Origin of the sequence: Vibrio sp. YT-15 (genome assembly GCF_033337445.1) — a bacterium.
In the GTDB taxonomy this organism is placed as follows: Bacteria; Pseudomonadota; Gammaproteobacteria; order Enterobacterales; family Vibrionaceae; genus Vibrio; species Vibrio alginolyticus.
Genome location: NZ_JAWOQR010000021.1, coordinates 1 through 16789, shown reverse-complemented (window position 1 = coordinate 16789; position 16789 = coordinate 1). Strand labels below are relative to the sequence as shown.

Sequence of the window (16789 nt, the reverse complement as noted above, 5' to 3'; positions counted from 1 at the left end):
TTTAGAAGGAATATTCGATGGATTTTGACAATGTAAAAGCCTTGCTCGGCAAGGTGTTAAAAAACGTGGTCTTAGTTTTTAAATTGAACCCATCCTTTGTTATCAAAGGCTTAATATACCTATTTGAGTGCTTCAGAGACTAACTGAATCGGAGTGATATAGGTTAGCCAATAACTGGCATTAAAAAAGGGAGCCAATCAGCTCCCTTCGTTTTTATTACCAGGTTAGTTCGTTAGAATAGTCAGGTGATAAGTAACATTTTGCTCACCATCTTGATAAACCGTTGTTTTACCAGATGGTAATTCCTCACCCCACTCTCCGGCACTACGTCCAACGAGTCCTTTGGTATCAACCGCTAAAATATCAGTTCCTTTTAGTTGTTTGAGTTCCGTAGGAACGATCATCTGATAGTCAATCCACACTCTACTATCGCTCTCTTCCCAAACCTTGATAGTGCTCTTGCAGTTGTTTGATGCTTCGACGAATTGGCACAAGTCAAACTCAACTTGCTGTGGCAGAGAGTCAAGATTTAGCGTGATCTCGTAGTTCTGGTATTCTGGAGCACTAGCGAGGTTTTGATACTCAAACGTCACAGTGTGCTTTGCACTTTGCTCGGGACCAAATGAATAGTGCTGTGTGACTGGTTTTACGGGCAGTTGCGTACTGCAACCTGATAGGCTCACTGCTAGAATGCTAGCAGCTACGGAAAGTTTTACTTTCTTCAAATTTTTATTCCTTTTAAAAAAGAGGAGTGTCCCTGATTGGATACTCCTCGTTGATAAGCTTAACAATTTTGAATCAATTTCCAAAACATTGTTGAACGTTGATGAGTAACATGTTTTTTGCCATCAACGAAAAGAGAGTGGTGTTTCTCTAACTCTCGAACCATGTTTAACTGGTTTTCAAGCTCCTGTTTCGTTTTGGTGTTTAGAAGTTGCTCAACATCTTTGCTCTTTGGGTTGTTGAGGCGGTGAGCTATCCACGCTGTCATGTAATCGCTATAGCTATTCTCACTAGTTTGGAAGTGGTCCAGTCCCTGAGTTGACAATAGGCACCCTACCCCAAACTCACGCCCTTCTTTGAGTATTTTTCGCAAGCTCGGAAAATTATTCGCCATGAAGTTGTCCGCCTCGTCTACGAGCACTAGTTTTTTCAACGCTCGATTCTGACCAATTGGGCTTGGTTTTGGGGCTAGATGCATTTGTGTGTAGAACTGGTCTAAAAGTACCGCAACGATGAGATTTTGTAAGTTTGGATCAATACCACCCAATGTCACGACCACAACATTCCCATCAAGGAGATCATAGAGCGTTTTACACTTTCTTCCGTTGCTCTCAAATATCTCGAAGTCATACAAGTCAGAAAGCGCAGAGGTAAGGGAGTCTTGAGGAATCTTACGCTGACCATTATAGACTGCGATGACGTCCCTCAGAGTCGGTGGAGTGTGGCTATAGGTACTTACATCACCATTGTCTATGTTTTTGTTCTCGTAGGCAGCGAGGATGCAGTTCTTTAGCATTTGCTCCTGCTTTACTCCCAAACGGAAAACTTTGCTCAATGTGGAGATGAAGACCTTCGCATTGTTCATTAACGCCAAGCGGTGGTCTGAGTGTAAAGCAAACGGGTTAATCGGTAGATTGTTCGCCTCTAACACGGTTGCACCTGTTGCGTTAACGAACTCATCATCAACGTAGTCAGACTTGTAATCAAAGATAAGGATGCCAAGTGACTCGCCACCGGTGTTGAGCTCTTTCTGTCTTCGAAGCTGTGTGACGATACTTTTCACCGTCTGCGTCTTACCGGTTCCCATTGTACCGGCGACAGCAAGGTTAGGGTTTAAGTACAAACTGGTATCCGTTGGACACCAAAGCATATCTTCACCAGTTTCCTTTGATTGCCCCACCACGATAGCCATTTCCTTGCTCGGCGCACTCTTTGATGAGCTGACCAAAGGAGAGGACTTTTCAGGCTTAGTGCTCTTAGCCTGGTTCTCGCTATCCGAAGCTGGATTGTTAGAAGCTGCGAGGTTTGAATTTGATTGTTCCGGTTGGACGCTGTGAGTTTCTGCAGCGAGGTTACTTTCTGCTGACTGTGCCGGTTTGACTGGCTGCTTAGGTTTTGATTTGGCTTTTTTGCCCTTCACTTGGTAAGACTCTGGAATGAGGTTGTCAGACATACACTTCGCGGGTTTATGGCGCTTGAGTGTGAATGCTAGGTTCTTATTCAAAGCATCGTAAAGCGTATCAGACAAAATGAGCTTCTTCTTCGCCCTGGTCACAGCAACATAAATCAGATTCAATTCATCTTCAGCAAGTGGCTGTCCATCACCGAACGCAGCTTCAACGGCACTAAAGTCATCAGCCAACATCACCACATCAGATTCCAAGCCTTTACTTCCATGTGCGGTGCATAATTTCACAAACGCTTTGTCAGGAATAATATCTAGCGTCCATCTTAATGCCATTATTAGATCCATGAACTTTTCACGGTCTTCTTTAAACCACTCGATAATTACCTTTGTTTCCAAATCGCGCTGTTCGGCAATTAGCTTGTCAATGTTGTCGTACTTTTTATAAAAGCCTATACCTTCACCATTTTGTGAAATGTTCAAAATGGACTCTGCTTTCATTAATGTAAAGCTGGCTTTGTTGTCCGTAACAAACACCGTTGGAATCTTAGATTTATAGCAATCAATCAGAATATCCAATAAGTGAATATTGGTGTGTGCAATGTACAACATATTGTCAGAGTCATCATAGTCGGAGCCTTTTATAATCTCCGTGTCAAACCCTCGACCCGTAATTTTTACGCTAGTATCGTAGTGTTTTAATATCTTGCTGGCTAAGTCTGCTAAATCTTGTCCATATCGAAATGAAACAGATAATGGAAATGACTCACACGGAACCACAGTCATTGCATTAACGCCGCCTTTGAACTGATAGATATTTTGGTATTTATCACCGACAAATATTTTCTGAATCTTTTGAGACATTATTACGTTAACAAGAACTGGCGGTGCATCCTGTGTCTCATCAAACATAACATAGTCATAGTTAATAACTGGCTTTGAAAGCTGCCAATATTTAACGTATCCATCATGTGAGCAATAACACTCATTGCTCGTATCAAACATTGACTTTAGCAATAAGTTAGCGTGATTAACCAAGTACAATAAAGCTACTTGCTTTTGGTTCGATTTTATTGCCTTGCTGTTAACTTTACTGGTGATTAGTTTTTTAGCTTTCTCAGTAAGATGTAGTTCTGTTAGTTCAAGTGATGCGGTCTGAATAAAACAATCGCAGATATCAATTAATACACGCCAATTCTTTTTCATGTCGAGTGCATTGAATAATGGATTGTCCAAATTGAACTCTGAATGGTCTAGTACCATTTTCATGTTAGGTTTCAAATTAACTTTTCTTAAAAAGCCTGTTTTTACTTCCTTACTGAACGTTGATAAAGCATAAGAGTGAGATGTATATATGTGAACATGAGTGCCAACAAACAAACTTCTAGCTTCACGCTCAAGAGATTTGTTATAGCAAAGGTAAATGCCCATCTTATTTTTTTGATATTTCTCGACAGCTCTTAGGAATGTACTTTTCCCTGAGCCAGCATAAGCGAATCCCTTAACATCTTCTTTCGCTTCAATTGCATCCATTAAAGCATTCATTTCATCTGTTAAATCATGTTCGCCAATTGTTCTCACTTTTATTTCCATCAACTACATCCTATTTTTTCAATGACTCTTTAATCGCTTTGATAGAACGATTTGTTTTCTCAACACGATGTTTAATTTCTATTGTCTTGATTTTTTGCTTAGAACGTTTGGAAGCCCAAACGACTGCATTATGAGCTTTGCCTAAATGCTTTAATTGGTAACGGATTTCTGATAGAGCATCTTCCATTCTTGTTATAAGAAGAAGCTCCCATTCTTGAGCCTTACCAAATTGTGATGCCTTATATTTACCGCTTTCAGGTACAGCAATAGACTTTATTAACCGTACAGTTTTATTTCCATTCTTAACAAACCGAACTTCATGCCAACGAACACGGAAACTAAACCCTACAAACTCGACTCGCATTTCATAATTTGTTGACTCAATGTTTCTCTTATCTGAATAGTCCCTATTGAACTCTCTCTCTGCTATAGCCCTTCGCCAAACACCTTGAATCGCTTCTGTCTTTTTATACAAGCCATCTATTTCTTCGTAGATAGCATCGACTATCGCTTGCATGTAATCTCCAATACCAGTGATTATGATATAAGTTGATTTCATCAAATCATACCATAACAAATATAGTAACCAAAAAGGTAGGTTTTTGGCACTATAAGATACAGAGCCAAAAAAGCTGGTTTTTGGCTCTAGGGTAAATCGCTTGCCAAAGTGAAGACTTTTATGGAGGTTTTTGGCTCTATGTGAACGATCTTGTGATTTCTAATTATGAATACTGTACTATGGTGCTGTTCTATTTTTTCTTATGCGCTCTATGTTTTGGAAGTTATATTTATTTGTTACTATATCAGTAAATGGAGGTGGTTATGAAAGACAGGTCAATCAACATATTATGGAAAATTGGGGACATTACCGTTTTCATAATTATATTCGCAATTCTTTCTTTTGGATATATAAATTATGGATTTGGTTTGTTTGACGCTTTTATAGGTATTTGTTGTTACCTTGTTTATAGAGCATATTTTGTTGAAGTAGATAAGAGTGTGGTTGTTAATAAGAGTGTTGGCACTTATGATGATGCGCCAATTAAAATTCGACGTTAGGAGTTAGTTTATGTTTTCGTGTATTGCTATATCGTTTTTTGTCTACATTATATATAAGCTCATTAAAGGTGATATTCAATGTGTTTATGGTTCAGTCTTAGGTAATTCTAGTCCTAGTTATCCTGATGTGAAATTCAAAGGTGATGCAACTATAGATAAGGATGGTTTTAACACTATTAAAAACAAATATGATGAAAGCTTATAAAAAAACCTCGGAAATATCCGAGGTTTTTTCTTTTCTATCGAGGTATGTCATCGACCCCTACTGGATTATAGTTGTCATCTATTGACTGTAATCTTTCAAGTTCATTTCTACTATTTTCATCTCTCCTTTCTTCTTTTTCTATTTCTTCCTGTCTGTCATTTGCTATTTTTTCGTAGTGGGGATAATTGGTACTGTATTCAGGCGCACTATCATTGCCCTGTCTAAACGGTTCGTTGTTTGAGTTTAAATTATCACTCACTATAGGTGAACTATTTTCGCCTATAGTACTTTCCTCCGATTGGTTTCCATTCTCATCAACTAGAGGGGAAATAATTTCGTTATCGCTAGTCTGTGATGTTGAGGTGTGATTATCATCTTCAGATTGTTCAGGTTCTTTAGGTACAATTGGCGTATTAGATTCATTTTCGTATGTGAATAGATTAGCCATTTCTCCACTAACATCATCAATAAACCCACTAACTGTTTCATTTAATTGCTGTGGGTTATCTAACGCTTCACTGCTGTCCAAATATTCATTTAGTGCATTGAACTTTTCAGAAATAACCTCAGTCGCTTCTGTCTCTGCTTGTCCTACTGGTGATTCATAAAAGGCAGCTCTCATTGTGTTATATGCATTCGATACGGCTTCTTTTGCATTATCTACCTGTTCAGATATTGGGTTTGCAACGCGTCCAACTTTCTGTGAAATATCGTCAAATAAACCGTCAGATAGCATGCTAGCAATTGAGTCCTTTATATTCTCTTGTGTATGTTCTAGAGGAACAATATTGGTATCATCGTCAATTCCTAGCCTTTGCTTCATATCATCGACTTTGCCTTGATACTGTTTAAATTGGTCACTGTTGAAAAAGTCATCCCCAAATTGTTCAACGTCATTAGCATTCTTGGTGAAATTACCCATCAAGTTAGCTCTATTTCCTGATAGCGGATCATTTTCATCGACATTAAGACTATCTGGTACTACACCTTGCGTTGGAGCAACAATTGGTTGCCTATCCAAATCACCATATTTTGGGTTATTCGGTAGTCCTTCAGATATATTTGGATTGACTCCATTAGTTCTGATTTCTTCTGGTGTAGATGGTTGTTGTCCGTGATATTGACTAAGAACAGCTTGGTTATCTTCCATATTTCCTAGTTCGTTATTCGTTACCATAAACGCTGCTAGTTTGGCGCTGTCAGAGTCTAAATCTGTACCATTTACGCCACCATCCATTTCCTGATAGTTCTGAGAAAATCTTCTTAACCACTCAGGGTTATCTCTGTTTTCGTTGATCTGTTTATCGAGGCTACGTTGAACATTCTCGTCTTGTCCAATCATGGCTAGTCCCATTCTTACGTCGTCGTTCATGATTGACGCTGTATCTGTAGCACTCACTGCATTTTGGTATTGGTCAGTGCTGGCTTCTACCTCTTGTCTAGCTTGCGATACTCTCTCTGCTCGTGAGTCCATTTCACTGTTATTTGTGGTAACAGACTCGCCATTTTCGTAGGCTGCATTTTTCGCTTCATCGAACTTAGCTTGTAGGGCAATACCCTTTTCACCTGATGTCGCGTCTTGATATGCTTTGGCTACATTTGACGATAGAGATTCTGCAAATTGCTCAGCCGCTTTCCCACCAGTGCCAACTAGTTGGAGTCCGGCAGACATAGCCTGAATGAAGTCATTCTTTTCTTGTCCTTGTAGACCATATGAGTCAGCAAGAGATGTGAGGTGTTTCTCAGCGAAGTTTTGCATGGTGCTTGAGCCGGAATTAATAGACTGACCTGCCTTTAGTATCTCGTTAGTGCTGAAAGCATTACCGTTCGAATTGGTTAGGGCATTCTCGACTGCTTGCTGGTAATTCGCTTGTGCTGTTTGCATCCTAGTTTGGGCATCTGATACAGAACTTGAGTTCGCCAAATTTCTTGAAATGTTGCCGACACGCGATTCCGCGCTCTGAGTCATGGTGTTTCCATACGCATCACGAGTACCGCTGTTTAATGATCCCCAATCTTCAATAGCGCCGCCCTGTTTCGATATTTCTGGTGTGGCATCTGTGTCTTTAGCGGTTGCTGCTGCACCTTTCATTGCTCCCATCATCGCCATGCCAGAGCCGGTAACGAGCGACATAGCCATAGCCGGTACGATAGTAGCCGCAATCATTCCCCCTAAACCTAAGAGATCTTTTGCTTGCTCAAATATTGCTTGTATCCATTCAATTGAGCCAGTTTCATATTGCAATCCTATCTCTGTCACTGCTCTAGCCATCTGTCCCATAACAACACTCTGAGCGACAACCAGTAGCATCGGGATTAATTGAATGACCGCAAGCATCTGTAGGAATAGAAGTAGCGTCTTGGAGCCTACAGAGCCACATAGCGCCATCAATCCAATGAACGGTGTGAGGGCGTATAGCAAACATTCCATTATGGCAATGAACTTGTTTACGATTTGTACCCACATCTCTCCTTGGATGATCCAGCCGTAGTTTCTCTGTTCTACGGAGCTTTGTAGGTTTTCTGCGTAGTCGGAAGCGTTGTTTTTGTAGTAGAACGATAGCTCACCTTCTTCAGCGAGTTTGCTTGCCATCATCGTTTTCATCAGATTACGATTCATAGCAGCATCAGCGCCAATTGAAGCGAGGACATCACTAGTCACACTCTCTACGTCCTCGCCAGTACGTACCCCCATTCTCTCGTTGAAGTGGGAATACATGGTGACGAAATCACCAGAGTTGATCATAGTGATAATTTTCGAATATGCGTCCTTACAGGATTGTTCTTCTATAACTCCGCTTGAGCGCACTAGAAATGTTGCGAATGACGATGAATTGAACTGAATGTTGGTAAAAAAGTCCCCTTCTTTCATGGTTCGAGTCAAACCATCTCGCTTTGCTTTAACCATCGCACAGTCACGCATGTAATTGTGGAAACTAGGACAAAATCTATAGCCGGATAATACAGAGTTACCATCCCCTGCCGGACAGGACTTATACGCGATATCTCTATATGCAGCCAATGCTTTTAAGGGGCTTAGATAGCCCCTCTCCGTAACACGTTCCTGCGGGTTGGTACTGCCGAATGCGGTTTCAGTCAGTTCAGCCAGCTCTAACCCAATATTACTGATTAGCGAAGCTGGTACAGCGATGGCAATAGGAATATTGTCTATGGTGGTGGTAGTGCCATCATATCTATTCTCAATGCCGACTGTACCTAATGTATTGAATCCAGCCACGTATATGAAAAACGCCGCTAGTAGTCGTGGTATGGGTAACTCCTGCTTTCCATCTGACACTGAAGAAAGCATAGCGATAACGAACACTAACAAAGCAACAGCCGCCGCTGCTGCTTTGTAAGTTGAGTTAGCCGATATTGCACCAACAGCGTTAAAAACGGTTTGAAGTGTTACCACATCCCCAAAGCTTACAATGTTCCAAACCATAATTACTTACCTGTCAGTGTATTGGTTTCACCTTCACCAAAGTTGACACTATCAAGCTTCGCTTTGATATCTTGGAAATCAGAGTCTTTAGATAGAAGGTTATATTCTTCCAGATAGTACTTAGAGCTATCTAGGAGCACCTTTTCAGCTTGCGTTTTCGCTGATTCTTGACTGTCAGTAGTGAAAAGGTTTTTAAGAGCAGCTTGTGTAACTTGGATGTAGGACGTTACTTGCATGTATGCGAGATCAAGAGCCAAACGCTCCGCACAGGTATTGGCTATGTAAGTACCAACCGTAGCCACAGTGCCGTTAACCGCGGCTTGGTAGATTTTTTGATTACAAAGCTGACCAATCATCGTTGGGAACTTGAGAGTTTGTTTTGCGTTAGTACTCCACTCAGTGTCATTTTGGTAGGCAACAATGACACCATCGCTTCCAAGCAAGGCATCATATACACGCTCACGTAACCCTTTGATAGTGACAGATTTAGATGGTGCAAGCGGTGCATTTAGACAGCCGTTTTTATCCGATGTATCACAGTCATAAATTTTGAATGTGCCACCGTCTATTAAGTCGATTAGTCTAATGGTACGTCCCTGGTACACCGTAGGCTTAGGATCTGATTCTGGATCGCTACTTCCGTTTTTGATTACTACTGTACCAATCATGGTCATAAGTAACTCTAGGAACTCGTCATCTCCACCGTATAGGCTATGAACTTCGCTTTCCTTCATCGCTTTCCATGTCGCATTGATAGTGATTTTTTCTTTCGTGGTTGTAGGATCAGCTGTAGCCAAAACTTTAGATGGAGAGCGACCAGCTTCATTAGCCCATCCCCATGCTTCGTTTAGGTCTTCCCATTGACCGCTGTTGACACCGAGAGTCTTCGCTGATGTATCGGCTTTTGCCGTTGTCGCAAAGTCTATTCCCGCATTAACAATGCCTTGCGCCGCTTGGCAGCTATCAATATTCATGTCGTTGACAAACTGCGCTGTTTTTTCCAGAGAAGTCATGATCTGTTCACAGGTTGGACACGCTGATTGCAAAGCCAGTTTTACACCATATCCAAGAGCATTTGCGCCAATTGCCTGAAATGTTTGAATAAATTCATCTTTGTTAATGAACGAGAAGCTACCGCCATACAGATTTATCCCACCACACCCTGCGGATACTGATGGCGCGGTTGCAGATACTAAGTTTGAGCGTTTGATAGGGGCTTTCATAAACAAGCTACCACCGGATATCACGCCTCGACGAGCAGTGTTATAGGCATTAGGATCTGTTGTGTTGGTTAGCATATTGAAGGTATCGCGCATTTGGTCATCTAAGCTTGCAGTAGCAAGTGGTGTATTTAATAAGCTGACCATAAACAAGCTGCCCGTTAATAGATTTAGTTTCATTGCAGTAATCTCCTTGTTTATTGCGCTGATAAGCTTTGTTGATAAAGTTTTTGAAATTCTTGTGGGGCATTCTCAGGAACTTGAAGTCCACCGGTTACGTAGCCATTTGGATCAACATACAGACCGCTTGGTTTGGTTAATTGGTACTGTTGTTCGTCAATCAGACCTGAACGCAATGCAGCAAACAAAATGCGATCCTTTAGGTCGGTTATGGAGTGCATCCCCTGACCTACTAGTTCAATTGCTCTGGTTTTTGGGTTGAACAGGTACGTAGCGGGTAGGACTTGAATACCTAGTGATTGGGCTTGTGTTGTGTTGACTTCAAAGGCTTCACCAAGAACGGTTGGTGGAGGTGTGCCATCCATTGAAACAGGGAATACAGTGAAGCCAAATTCCGACTGTAACTGTGCCACTAGCTCTGCTTGCTGTTCACTGAATACATCTTCACTACGGTAGAAGAAATATAAGCCGGACTCGTTACCCATTTCCTCTAGTAGCGCATGCTTATTTTGAGATGCTTGTACATTCATAGTCTTCATCCCAAAGTTAGCGATTGGGCGAGATGAGGTTTGGTCAAGGAACGGTTCAGCCATTACCGCTTTTTGTCGTTCCATACCAAACGCAACGGCGCGATCACGCATAAACTTTTCTAAATACAGATAAGTTCGCATTGCCTCCTGGTCATATGGATTGTTCATCGCGGCATCAGCATATTTTTGAAAATTCTCTCTAAACCATGCGCTTGATAGTGGCTGTTCTTCTGGCTTGGTTTTGGCTGGCTTGGGTGTAGGTTGCGGTTGTTCTTGCTTTAGTTTTTCTAGGAACTTTTCTTTCTCATCTTGCGGTAGTTGTTCATACCAATACCAACCTCTTTCACTATCTGCGAAGTATTTGTTATCGCTGCCACTTTCGTTAGCTAAGGTTTGTTTCTTGGTTTGCGTTGGTTGGTTTTGCGCGTGAGCAAAACTGGAAATGACTACACCTACAGCTATAGGTAGTAAGAGTTTGTTCATTTAATAATCCCTTAGTCTTAATTCGACGGAATGTGTTTCATCTCTTATTGACTCACACTTTTCGAATTTCCAAAGTCAGCGAGAAATGAGGCTAGATTGCGTTGCGGGTATTATTAGAACAGTGTGATAAGCGAACAACTTAACAATGTTAAGACGTTTGGTGTTGGATGTCGGGTATTAGGTGTTCAGAGGGAAATGTATCAAAGGAGTAAGTGTGTTTAGGTATAAGTTAAAGACATCCCACACGCCTTTGGCGTGTGGGTTATCTCAATTAAATTTCTGTTGAACCAACAAATTGATCACCAAGTAGAGCATCTGCCCCGCAATACTCCCACTGCTGAGGGAATAGCTGCGATAGGCTGACTAGAACATCGTGTGTCCAGCCACTCATTGGCGCATTATAGCTAGCTAACAGTTGACCCTCTAAGCTCACAATTAACAACCGGTTGAACCGGTTCGGCGTGAGAATATCAGGCTCTTGCTGAGATTGAATATCTGTAATGAAACGAATCATTAGCAAGCCCCCTTCCATATTTGTGTATGGTGATGAGGAAATTTGCTTGTGCCGTGTTCAACTAAGACATCATTCCAATCAATAGATTTAACTCCGGTTGGGATATCCCAGGTCGGATACATAATCACGACCCATTCATCGCTATCTTCTAGGCGTTCTGCAAGCCCCATAGCAGCATCTAATCCAGCTTCTACGGTTTTGCCATGAACAACACGTTTAGTGTCTTTATCAGCCCAAACAAAGATGTACTTGACCCCTTTAGGTGGCTGAAAGTTTTCCAAGATAGTTGATGATATACACGCCCATACGGGTTCATTTTGACAACCTCTGTCAGCAAGCATTTGCTTTACTGACAATGCTGTTTCTATACCTTCAGTTACGTGCAGGATTTCTCCATTGATTTCTGCCAAGTGTATTGCGCTTCCCGTTAAAGGACGAGACTCACATCGAGACATCAGTTTTTTAGCATTAACCTCGATACCTTCCACAGCCATCTTTAGCTTATTGCCTTGATGATCCAAGAAGGTTCGATGAATTGTTGCTGCCTTACCATCGGGATAAGTGACCAGCGAAACGAGAGCTGGAAACTTGCCAATGAAAAGGTTCTTCTTAATGCCGTTGACTTTACGTGTTTCATACAAGGGCATTGCAGGGTTAAAGCGCATAGTTTTACTTAAACCATAGAGGTTTAGCTTTTTTAAGTCTAAGCCTCTACGAGACAAGTAAATCCGAGCTAGCTTGGCTTCCGGTGCAGTCAAGTCATATGCGGTTTGCCATGCTTTTCGCAATGAATACCGACATTTTTTGAGATGACTGGCATCCACTTTTGGTTGTGGCTGTGTTTGTTGTGTTTGGATACTAGCACCCTTCCACTCCTTGCCACTAAGACCAAGATAGTCTGCAACTTCATTTAGAACGTACTGAAAATCTCGATCTAAAACCCACATAAGTAGGTCAAAACCATTGCGAAATACACCGTGTTGGTTTGAAACCCCACCGCCAGTTTCCTTTGCATCTTTAAAAAGTCTAAATCCATCAGTACCACCATTTATTGGACAAGGTACGTGGTTCTCAACGTTTTTTGTTGCTTCGGAAAGACTTGGCGCGACAGCCTCAAGAACCTCTAACCAGCGACCCTTTGCCGCTGCTTTTACTACAGCTACTTTAGATTGATTCATAGTGGAATCTCCCTTGTAGTAGACGGCTAAGCATTGAACGTAAAAGCTCAGCGTCTAAACCTAATGAACGGCAACAATTGCAAAATGACAGAGGATGAACATAGTCATCTTCTAGTAGCCATTTGGTTGCTTCTTGCCGCATTAACTTGGATTTCCGACCATCCCGAATATCGTCAATAGCACTTTTGATCATGCCGTATTGAAGATCTTCAATCATTTGGTCAGTCCAAGTTGGATTTGAAATGTCATCTACAAGGCTTTGATTTTGCTGTGCCTGTAAATGATGTTTTTGATTGGTTGGTTGTGTAGTAATGCCTATCATGATGCTTCTCCTATAGTCCTTGAGGCTTTTCGAAGCCCGCAAGGGACAGGCAAGGCTTTGAAAAGCCCCAAGTAGAAGAAGTCGATAGAATTACTTGTCTGAACTCTCAGGTATCGGAGTGCCATATACCTGCAACGCATAAGCGATAACAGATACCTTGATAGCAATAACAATAGCGAGAGGGATAGAAATGCTCATGTAGCCTCCTGATTAACAGGGACTATCCCCATACGGGGAAATAGCCCCGTTTGGGTGTATGAGTGATAACCCATAAATTTGTGCCCAATAGTTAGACGCAAATTTATGCCCTATCACCAAATCATGACCTTTAAGCACAAGGCTTAAATTGAGTTTGGTGTGGGCGGGTATCAAATTAGAAGTGGATTGTTAAGAGTAGTATTTCCGAACAATTGGGCGTAGATAAGCACGTAAGGTGTTTATGTCATAGCCACAACTTAATGCGCAGATATCGGCACTAAATGGTTCATCACTTTCGTTCATTAACCATTCGATTGCTTCTTTCCGCATTGTGCTAGATTTGCGTCCGTCATTAATTTCATTAAGAGCTTGAATTAACATGCCCTCTTGCATCATAACGATTTCGCTTTCAGTCCATACACCATAAAACTCGGTTTGGCTCTTAACCTCTAGTGGAATTAATAGCTGTTCCATGATGTTGTTCCTTAAAAAAGGGCAACACCATTCCCTACGGGCAGTATTGCCCGATTGGGTTTGATATTAATAAGTTATCGAGTCACTAAAATATCTTTAGCTACTTTGAATAACTCTGATTTGAGTTCTCTAATGTCCTGAATGAACAGTGCATTAGGGAAGTATTGGTAGAACGCTTGTTTGTTACTAGAAATGCTGCCAATGGCAACGCCTATAACAGTAATGCCACTTTGGGTAGCTTTACTGACCAAACGAGCAAGTTCTTCTCTTTGACCACCATTCGGATAACCATCAGTGATAATGATGATGACCTTGTGATGTTTTCTACTGCTACATACTTTGCGTATGCAATGCCACAATGCAGAAGCTGTTGGGGTTGAATCCCCCCTACCATCTACTCTGTGATAACGCATGGCTAGTTTGCTGACGTTTTCACCTTCATCTAACAAGTTAAGTATGTTGCTATCGCAATCGGAGTCAGGAAACGCAGATGCACCGATGCCTACCCCATTGATTCGAGATAGAGCCTTTGCAAGAGCGAGCTGTGCTTCCCTTGCTGTGCTCATCAGATTACGAGATGTCATCGAGCCTGAGTTATCTACACAGACTTCAACAACTGTATCGATCTGAAGCTTTTTGCTTTTCTGTTTGAAAAGCCGAGCATCATTTACAGCGTAACGGTGTAAAGTTTTAGAATTCAGTTTTAAACCTGAAGACTTCGTTCTACAGCGCACTCTCATTTCATGTTCAACGATGGATTGCAGTTTTGCAGTAATCTGCGATGAAGTGCTATTCACATTTGACTCAATCCCCCAACGTATTCCGCTTATGGGATCAACGTTGATGACTTCTGGTAGCGACACTCTGGATTGCTCTGGATTGGCTTCTGCCAATACTTCGAGCGATTGAGCGAAACTACTCATATCGTCAAACGTTTCAGTTGAATCATTTGCTGCTTGTATTGCTGCTCTGATTTGATCTGACGTTGGTTGATTTAAGTCGTGCTGACCAGAACTTGTCGAATTTGAGCTAGAGTTATTTCCTTCGCTCTCCATCGACTGTTCAGGATCTACACTGCTAGATTGTGAATTGTCCGACCCTTGCGAGTTGGATTCTTCACTTTCAGCATCATTAGCTTGCCCTGCGCCCTCATCTGTTTCATCTGAACTGTCAGGTTCATTTGATTCATCAGGAGATGCCGAGTCACCTGGATTACTTTCCTCCGGTGTTTGGCTCGAACTGTCTGGACTAGGCTCATCTGGCTCATCCGGTTCATCTTCATCAGGATCAAACTCATTGATAAGGGTATTTACCTTTACCGCTAAGTCGTAAGCATCTTTAGATGAAGATAGGTTAGGAAGTTCATTGTTTAACAAGTTATTGACTTGCATATAAAGCTTGAACCCAAGGTTGAGACAAAATGCGTCTTCAGCAGCATCTAAGTAAGGCTGTAAGTGCGTTTGCCCCCGATGATTAACACGACAAGTCATCAGTAATAATTCACAAATACAGCTTGCCGGTTCTGCGTCAGTTTGGATTGGTGGTCGGCTACCGTCATTTTGACGGTTGATCCAGATTTGGTTAATCCAGTTCTTAGTACCTACCATGCTTTCAATCATTGCATTCTCAATTCGCAAGTCTTCAAAGATATTCCAATAGTTTTGCAACGCTGCGGAACTGAAGTCACCTTGCAGGTTGAAAGAATCAAATTTGAGGTGTGCAGCTTCATGAGACACAAAGCCAAGTACCGCATCTTTGTGTTCTTTCGATTTGATATTGAAATCTGGAATGTTGATGGTTTTACCATCGGTCCACGCCTGATTACCCGATACCGTTATACGAACACCTAACTTGTCTCCAAGTCCGGCTGCGATTAATGGTAGGGAATTGTGTATAAGCTGATTTTGCTTGTTCATAGTGTTTTCCTTTACGGGCAAACACTAGACCCCAAGGGCAGTATTTGCCCTAGTGGGAGTATTTAAAGTGGATTAGTTGATTACATGCACATGAACGTATTGGCAATTATCCAGTTCGTTCAAAGTGTAACTCTCAGTGCAGTTTGCATTGATAAGTGTAAGTAGTTCGTCCAACTCGCCATTCATTTCTTTTGTCGCTATTACATCGACCAAAAAATCTGAGCAGGAGTCGTTGGTGTACTTGAATAGACGGAGTTCATCTATCCAATCTCGAACCATGTTATTTACGTTGGCGATAATGAAGAAATTTAGTTCCATTATTACGCCTCCACCATGTCTTTATGCAGCAGTAAGTGACCGCCGATAAAGCTAACTTTAAGTTCGTCATACATACCTAAGCTAGCGTATGAGAGAGTGTTCTTTACAAACATCTCAAACGTTTCGCCTACTTCGTCGTTCAGTGGAATTAGACCCATGAACTCTGAATAGTAGGTATTCAGCGATAAATCGAAGTCATTTGACTTACAAAGTTGGGCATAGCTGCCTTGTCCCTCATAAGCAAATTCAGTGTAGTAGTGCAAAGCAACATAGTTGCCGAGCTTTTCAACCATGATTTCAACAGGACGGAAGCCACCTGTACTTGGGTGGTACTTTGTGTCGTTGAAGCTAATGATTGATATACCGTCCCGTTGTACATGTTCAGAAATAAACTCAATGAGTTCGTTTGGAACAGTAATCGGTAGGTTTTGTTTAAGAGTAAGCATGATGTACCTCATTAAAATAAAATGGGTACAACTACCCTACGGATGGTTGCACCCGTAGGTTTGATAGGATTCCACGTTAAGCGGAACTATTAGGTTATGTTTTAAAAGCAGATTTTGTGGTGTCGCTGCTTTCGCCGCTTGCGCGATCTATGACGATTCTCGTCCGACATCATACCGTTACCGGCAACCACTTTTTTGCCTCATAAAGAGGACTTGGTTTTGCTCCAAGTGGAGCATTTAGTGAAAGTCCAAATAGGACTCTCGGCTAAAATCTAACTTTCTTTGATTCTATAACACTCTGTTTAGTTTTCAAAATAATGTGTATCTCAATGCGCCCAAGTCAGCATTGAGATACACACTAACGTAGGGTTAGTGTGTATCGTGCTTAGTCTAATAGAAAAAACCTTGGAGTGGGAGTGACGGGCACTGGCTGGCAATGTCTAGCAACGGCAGGCATTTCGGCTGAGGGTAAAAGAACTTTCCGCTAAGCGATAGACTGTATGTAAACACAGTATTGCAAGGACGCGGAACATGCCTCATGTGGCGGCCAGGACGGCCAGCCGGGATCGGGATACTGGTC

General features: G+C 41.7%; 14 protein-coding genes. 1 reads left to right on the top strand and 13 read right to left on the bottom strand.

Annotation, left to right across the window (positions count from 1 at the left end):
* Window positions 1-224: 224 nt before the first annotated feature.
* The 3 genes from R7D93_RS23135 to mobI are packed head-to-tail and all read right to left on the bottom strand — an operon-like array spanning window position 225 to window position 4238.
* A complete protein-coding gene (locus tag R7D93_RS23135; protein ID WP_140134539.1) occupies window positions 225-725 on the bottom strand; it encodes a hypothetical protein in 501 nt (166 codons plus the stop codon).
* A 59-nt stretch (window positions 726-784) separates the two neighbouring features.
* A complete protein-coding gene (locus tag R7D93_RS23130; protein ID WP_318129526.1) occupies window positions 785-3709 on the bottom strand; it encodes a helicase HerA domain-containing protein in 2925 nt (974 codons plus the stop codon).
* 22 nt (window positions 3710-3731) lie between these two features.
* Entirely contained in the window at window positions 3732-4238 is a 507-nt protein-coding gene (mobI, locus tag R7D93_RS23125) for a conjugative transfer protein MobI(A/C) (protein WP_140134543.1), read from the bottom strand.
* A 305-nt stretch (window positions 4239-4543) separates the two neighbouring features.
* On the opposite strand from mobI, the gene R7D93_RS23120 reads away from it, so the two are divergent.
* Window positions 4544-4780 (top strand): hypothetical protein, encoded by a 237-nt coding sequence (locus tag R7D93_RS23120; protein WP_140134545.1) that lies wholly within the window; start codon window positions 4544-4546, stop codon window positions 4778-4780.
* 239 nt (window positions 4781-5019) lie between these two features.
* Here the strand turns inward: R7D93_RS23120 and R7D93_RS23115 are convergent, their stop codons facing one another.
* The 10 genes from R7D93_RS23115 to R7D93_RS23070 form a co-directional block, all read right to left on the bottom strand.
* A complete protein-coding gene (locus tag R7D93_RS23115) occupies window positions 5020-8430 on the bottom strand; it encodes a conjugal transfer protein TraG N-terminal domain-containing protein (protein ID WP_140150395.1) in 3411 nt (1136 codons plus the stop codon).
* A 2-nt stretch (window positions 8431-8432) separates the two neighbouring features.
* Window positions 8433-9830, bottom strand: a complete 1398-nt coding sequence (locus tag R7D93_RS23110) for a conjugal transfer protein TraH (RefSeq protein ID WP_118121293.1) — start codon at window positions 9828-9830, stop codon at window positions 8433-8435.
* Between the two features lie 17 nt (window positions 9831-9847).
* Window positions 9848-10843 (bottom strand): conjugal transfer protein TraF, encoded by a 996-nt coding sequence (gene traF / locus R7D93_RS23105; RefSeq protein ID WP_225492084.1) that lies wholly within the window; start codon window positions 10841-10843, stop codon window positions 9848-9850.
* Window positions 10844-11114: 271 nt separating this feature from the next.
* Window positions 11115-11357: a hypothetical protein gene (locus R7D93_RS23100; protein WP_025624993.1), complete on the bottom strand. Its 243-nt coding sequence runs from the start codon at window positions 11355-11357 to the stop codon at window positions 11115-11117.
* Entirely contained in the window at window positions 11357-12535 is a 1179-nt protein-coding gene (locus tag R7D93_RS23095) for a toprim domain-containing protein (RefSeq protein ID WP_318129525.1), read from the bottom strand. The genes R7D93_RS23100 and R7D93_RS23095 overlap by 1 nt, the downstream gene beginning before the upstream one ends.
* On the bottom strand, window positions 12522-12857 hold the full coding sequence (locus R7D93_RS23090; RefSeq protein ID WP_025624995.1) for a hypothetical protein: 336 nt from the start codon (window positions 12855-12857) through the stop codon (window positions 12522-12524). The genes R7D93_RS23095 and R7D93_RS23090 overlap by 14 nt, the downstream gene beginning before the upstream one ends.
* Before the next feature lie 387 nt (window positions 12858-13244).
* The gene (locus R7D93_RS23085; RefSeq protein ID WP_318129524.1) at window positions 13245-13529 is read right to left on the bottom strand and encodes a hypothetical protein; all 285 of its coding nucleotides are present in this window, start codon (window positions 13527-13529) and stop codon (window positions 13245-13247) included.
* 74 nt (window positions 13530-13603) lie between these two features.
* Window positions 13604-15445 carry a VWA domain-containing protein gene (locus R7D93_RS23080; RefSeq protein ID WP_318129523.1) on the bottom strand — a complete coding sequence of 614 codons (1842 nt, stop codon included), beginning with the start codon at window positions 15443-15445 and terminating at the stop codon, window positions 13604-13606.
* Between the two features lie 72 nt (window positions 15446-15517).
* Complete coding sequence (locus R7D93_RS23075) at window positions 15518-15763, bottom strand: hypothetical protein (protein WP_025624734.1); 246 nt, start codon at window positions 15761-15763, stop codon at window positions 15518-15520.
* Window positions 15764-15765: 2 nt separating this feature from the next.
* A complete protein-coding gene (locus tag R7D93_RS23070; RefSeq protein ID WP_025624732.1) occupies window positions 15766-16209 on the bottom strand; it encodes a DUF2787 family protein in 444 nt (147 codons plus the stop codon).
* Window positions 16210-16789: the final 580 nt, after the last annotated feature.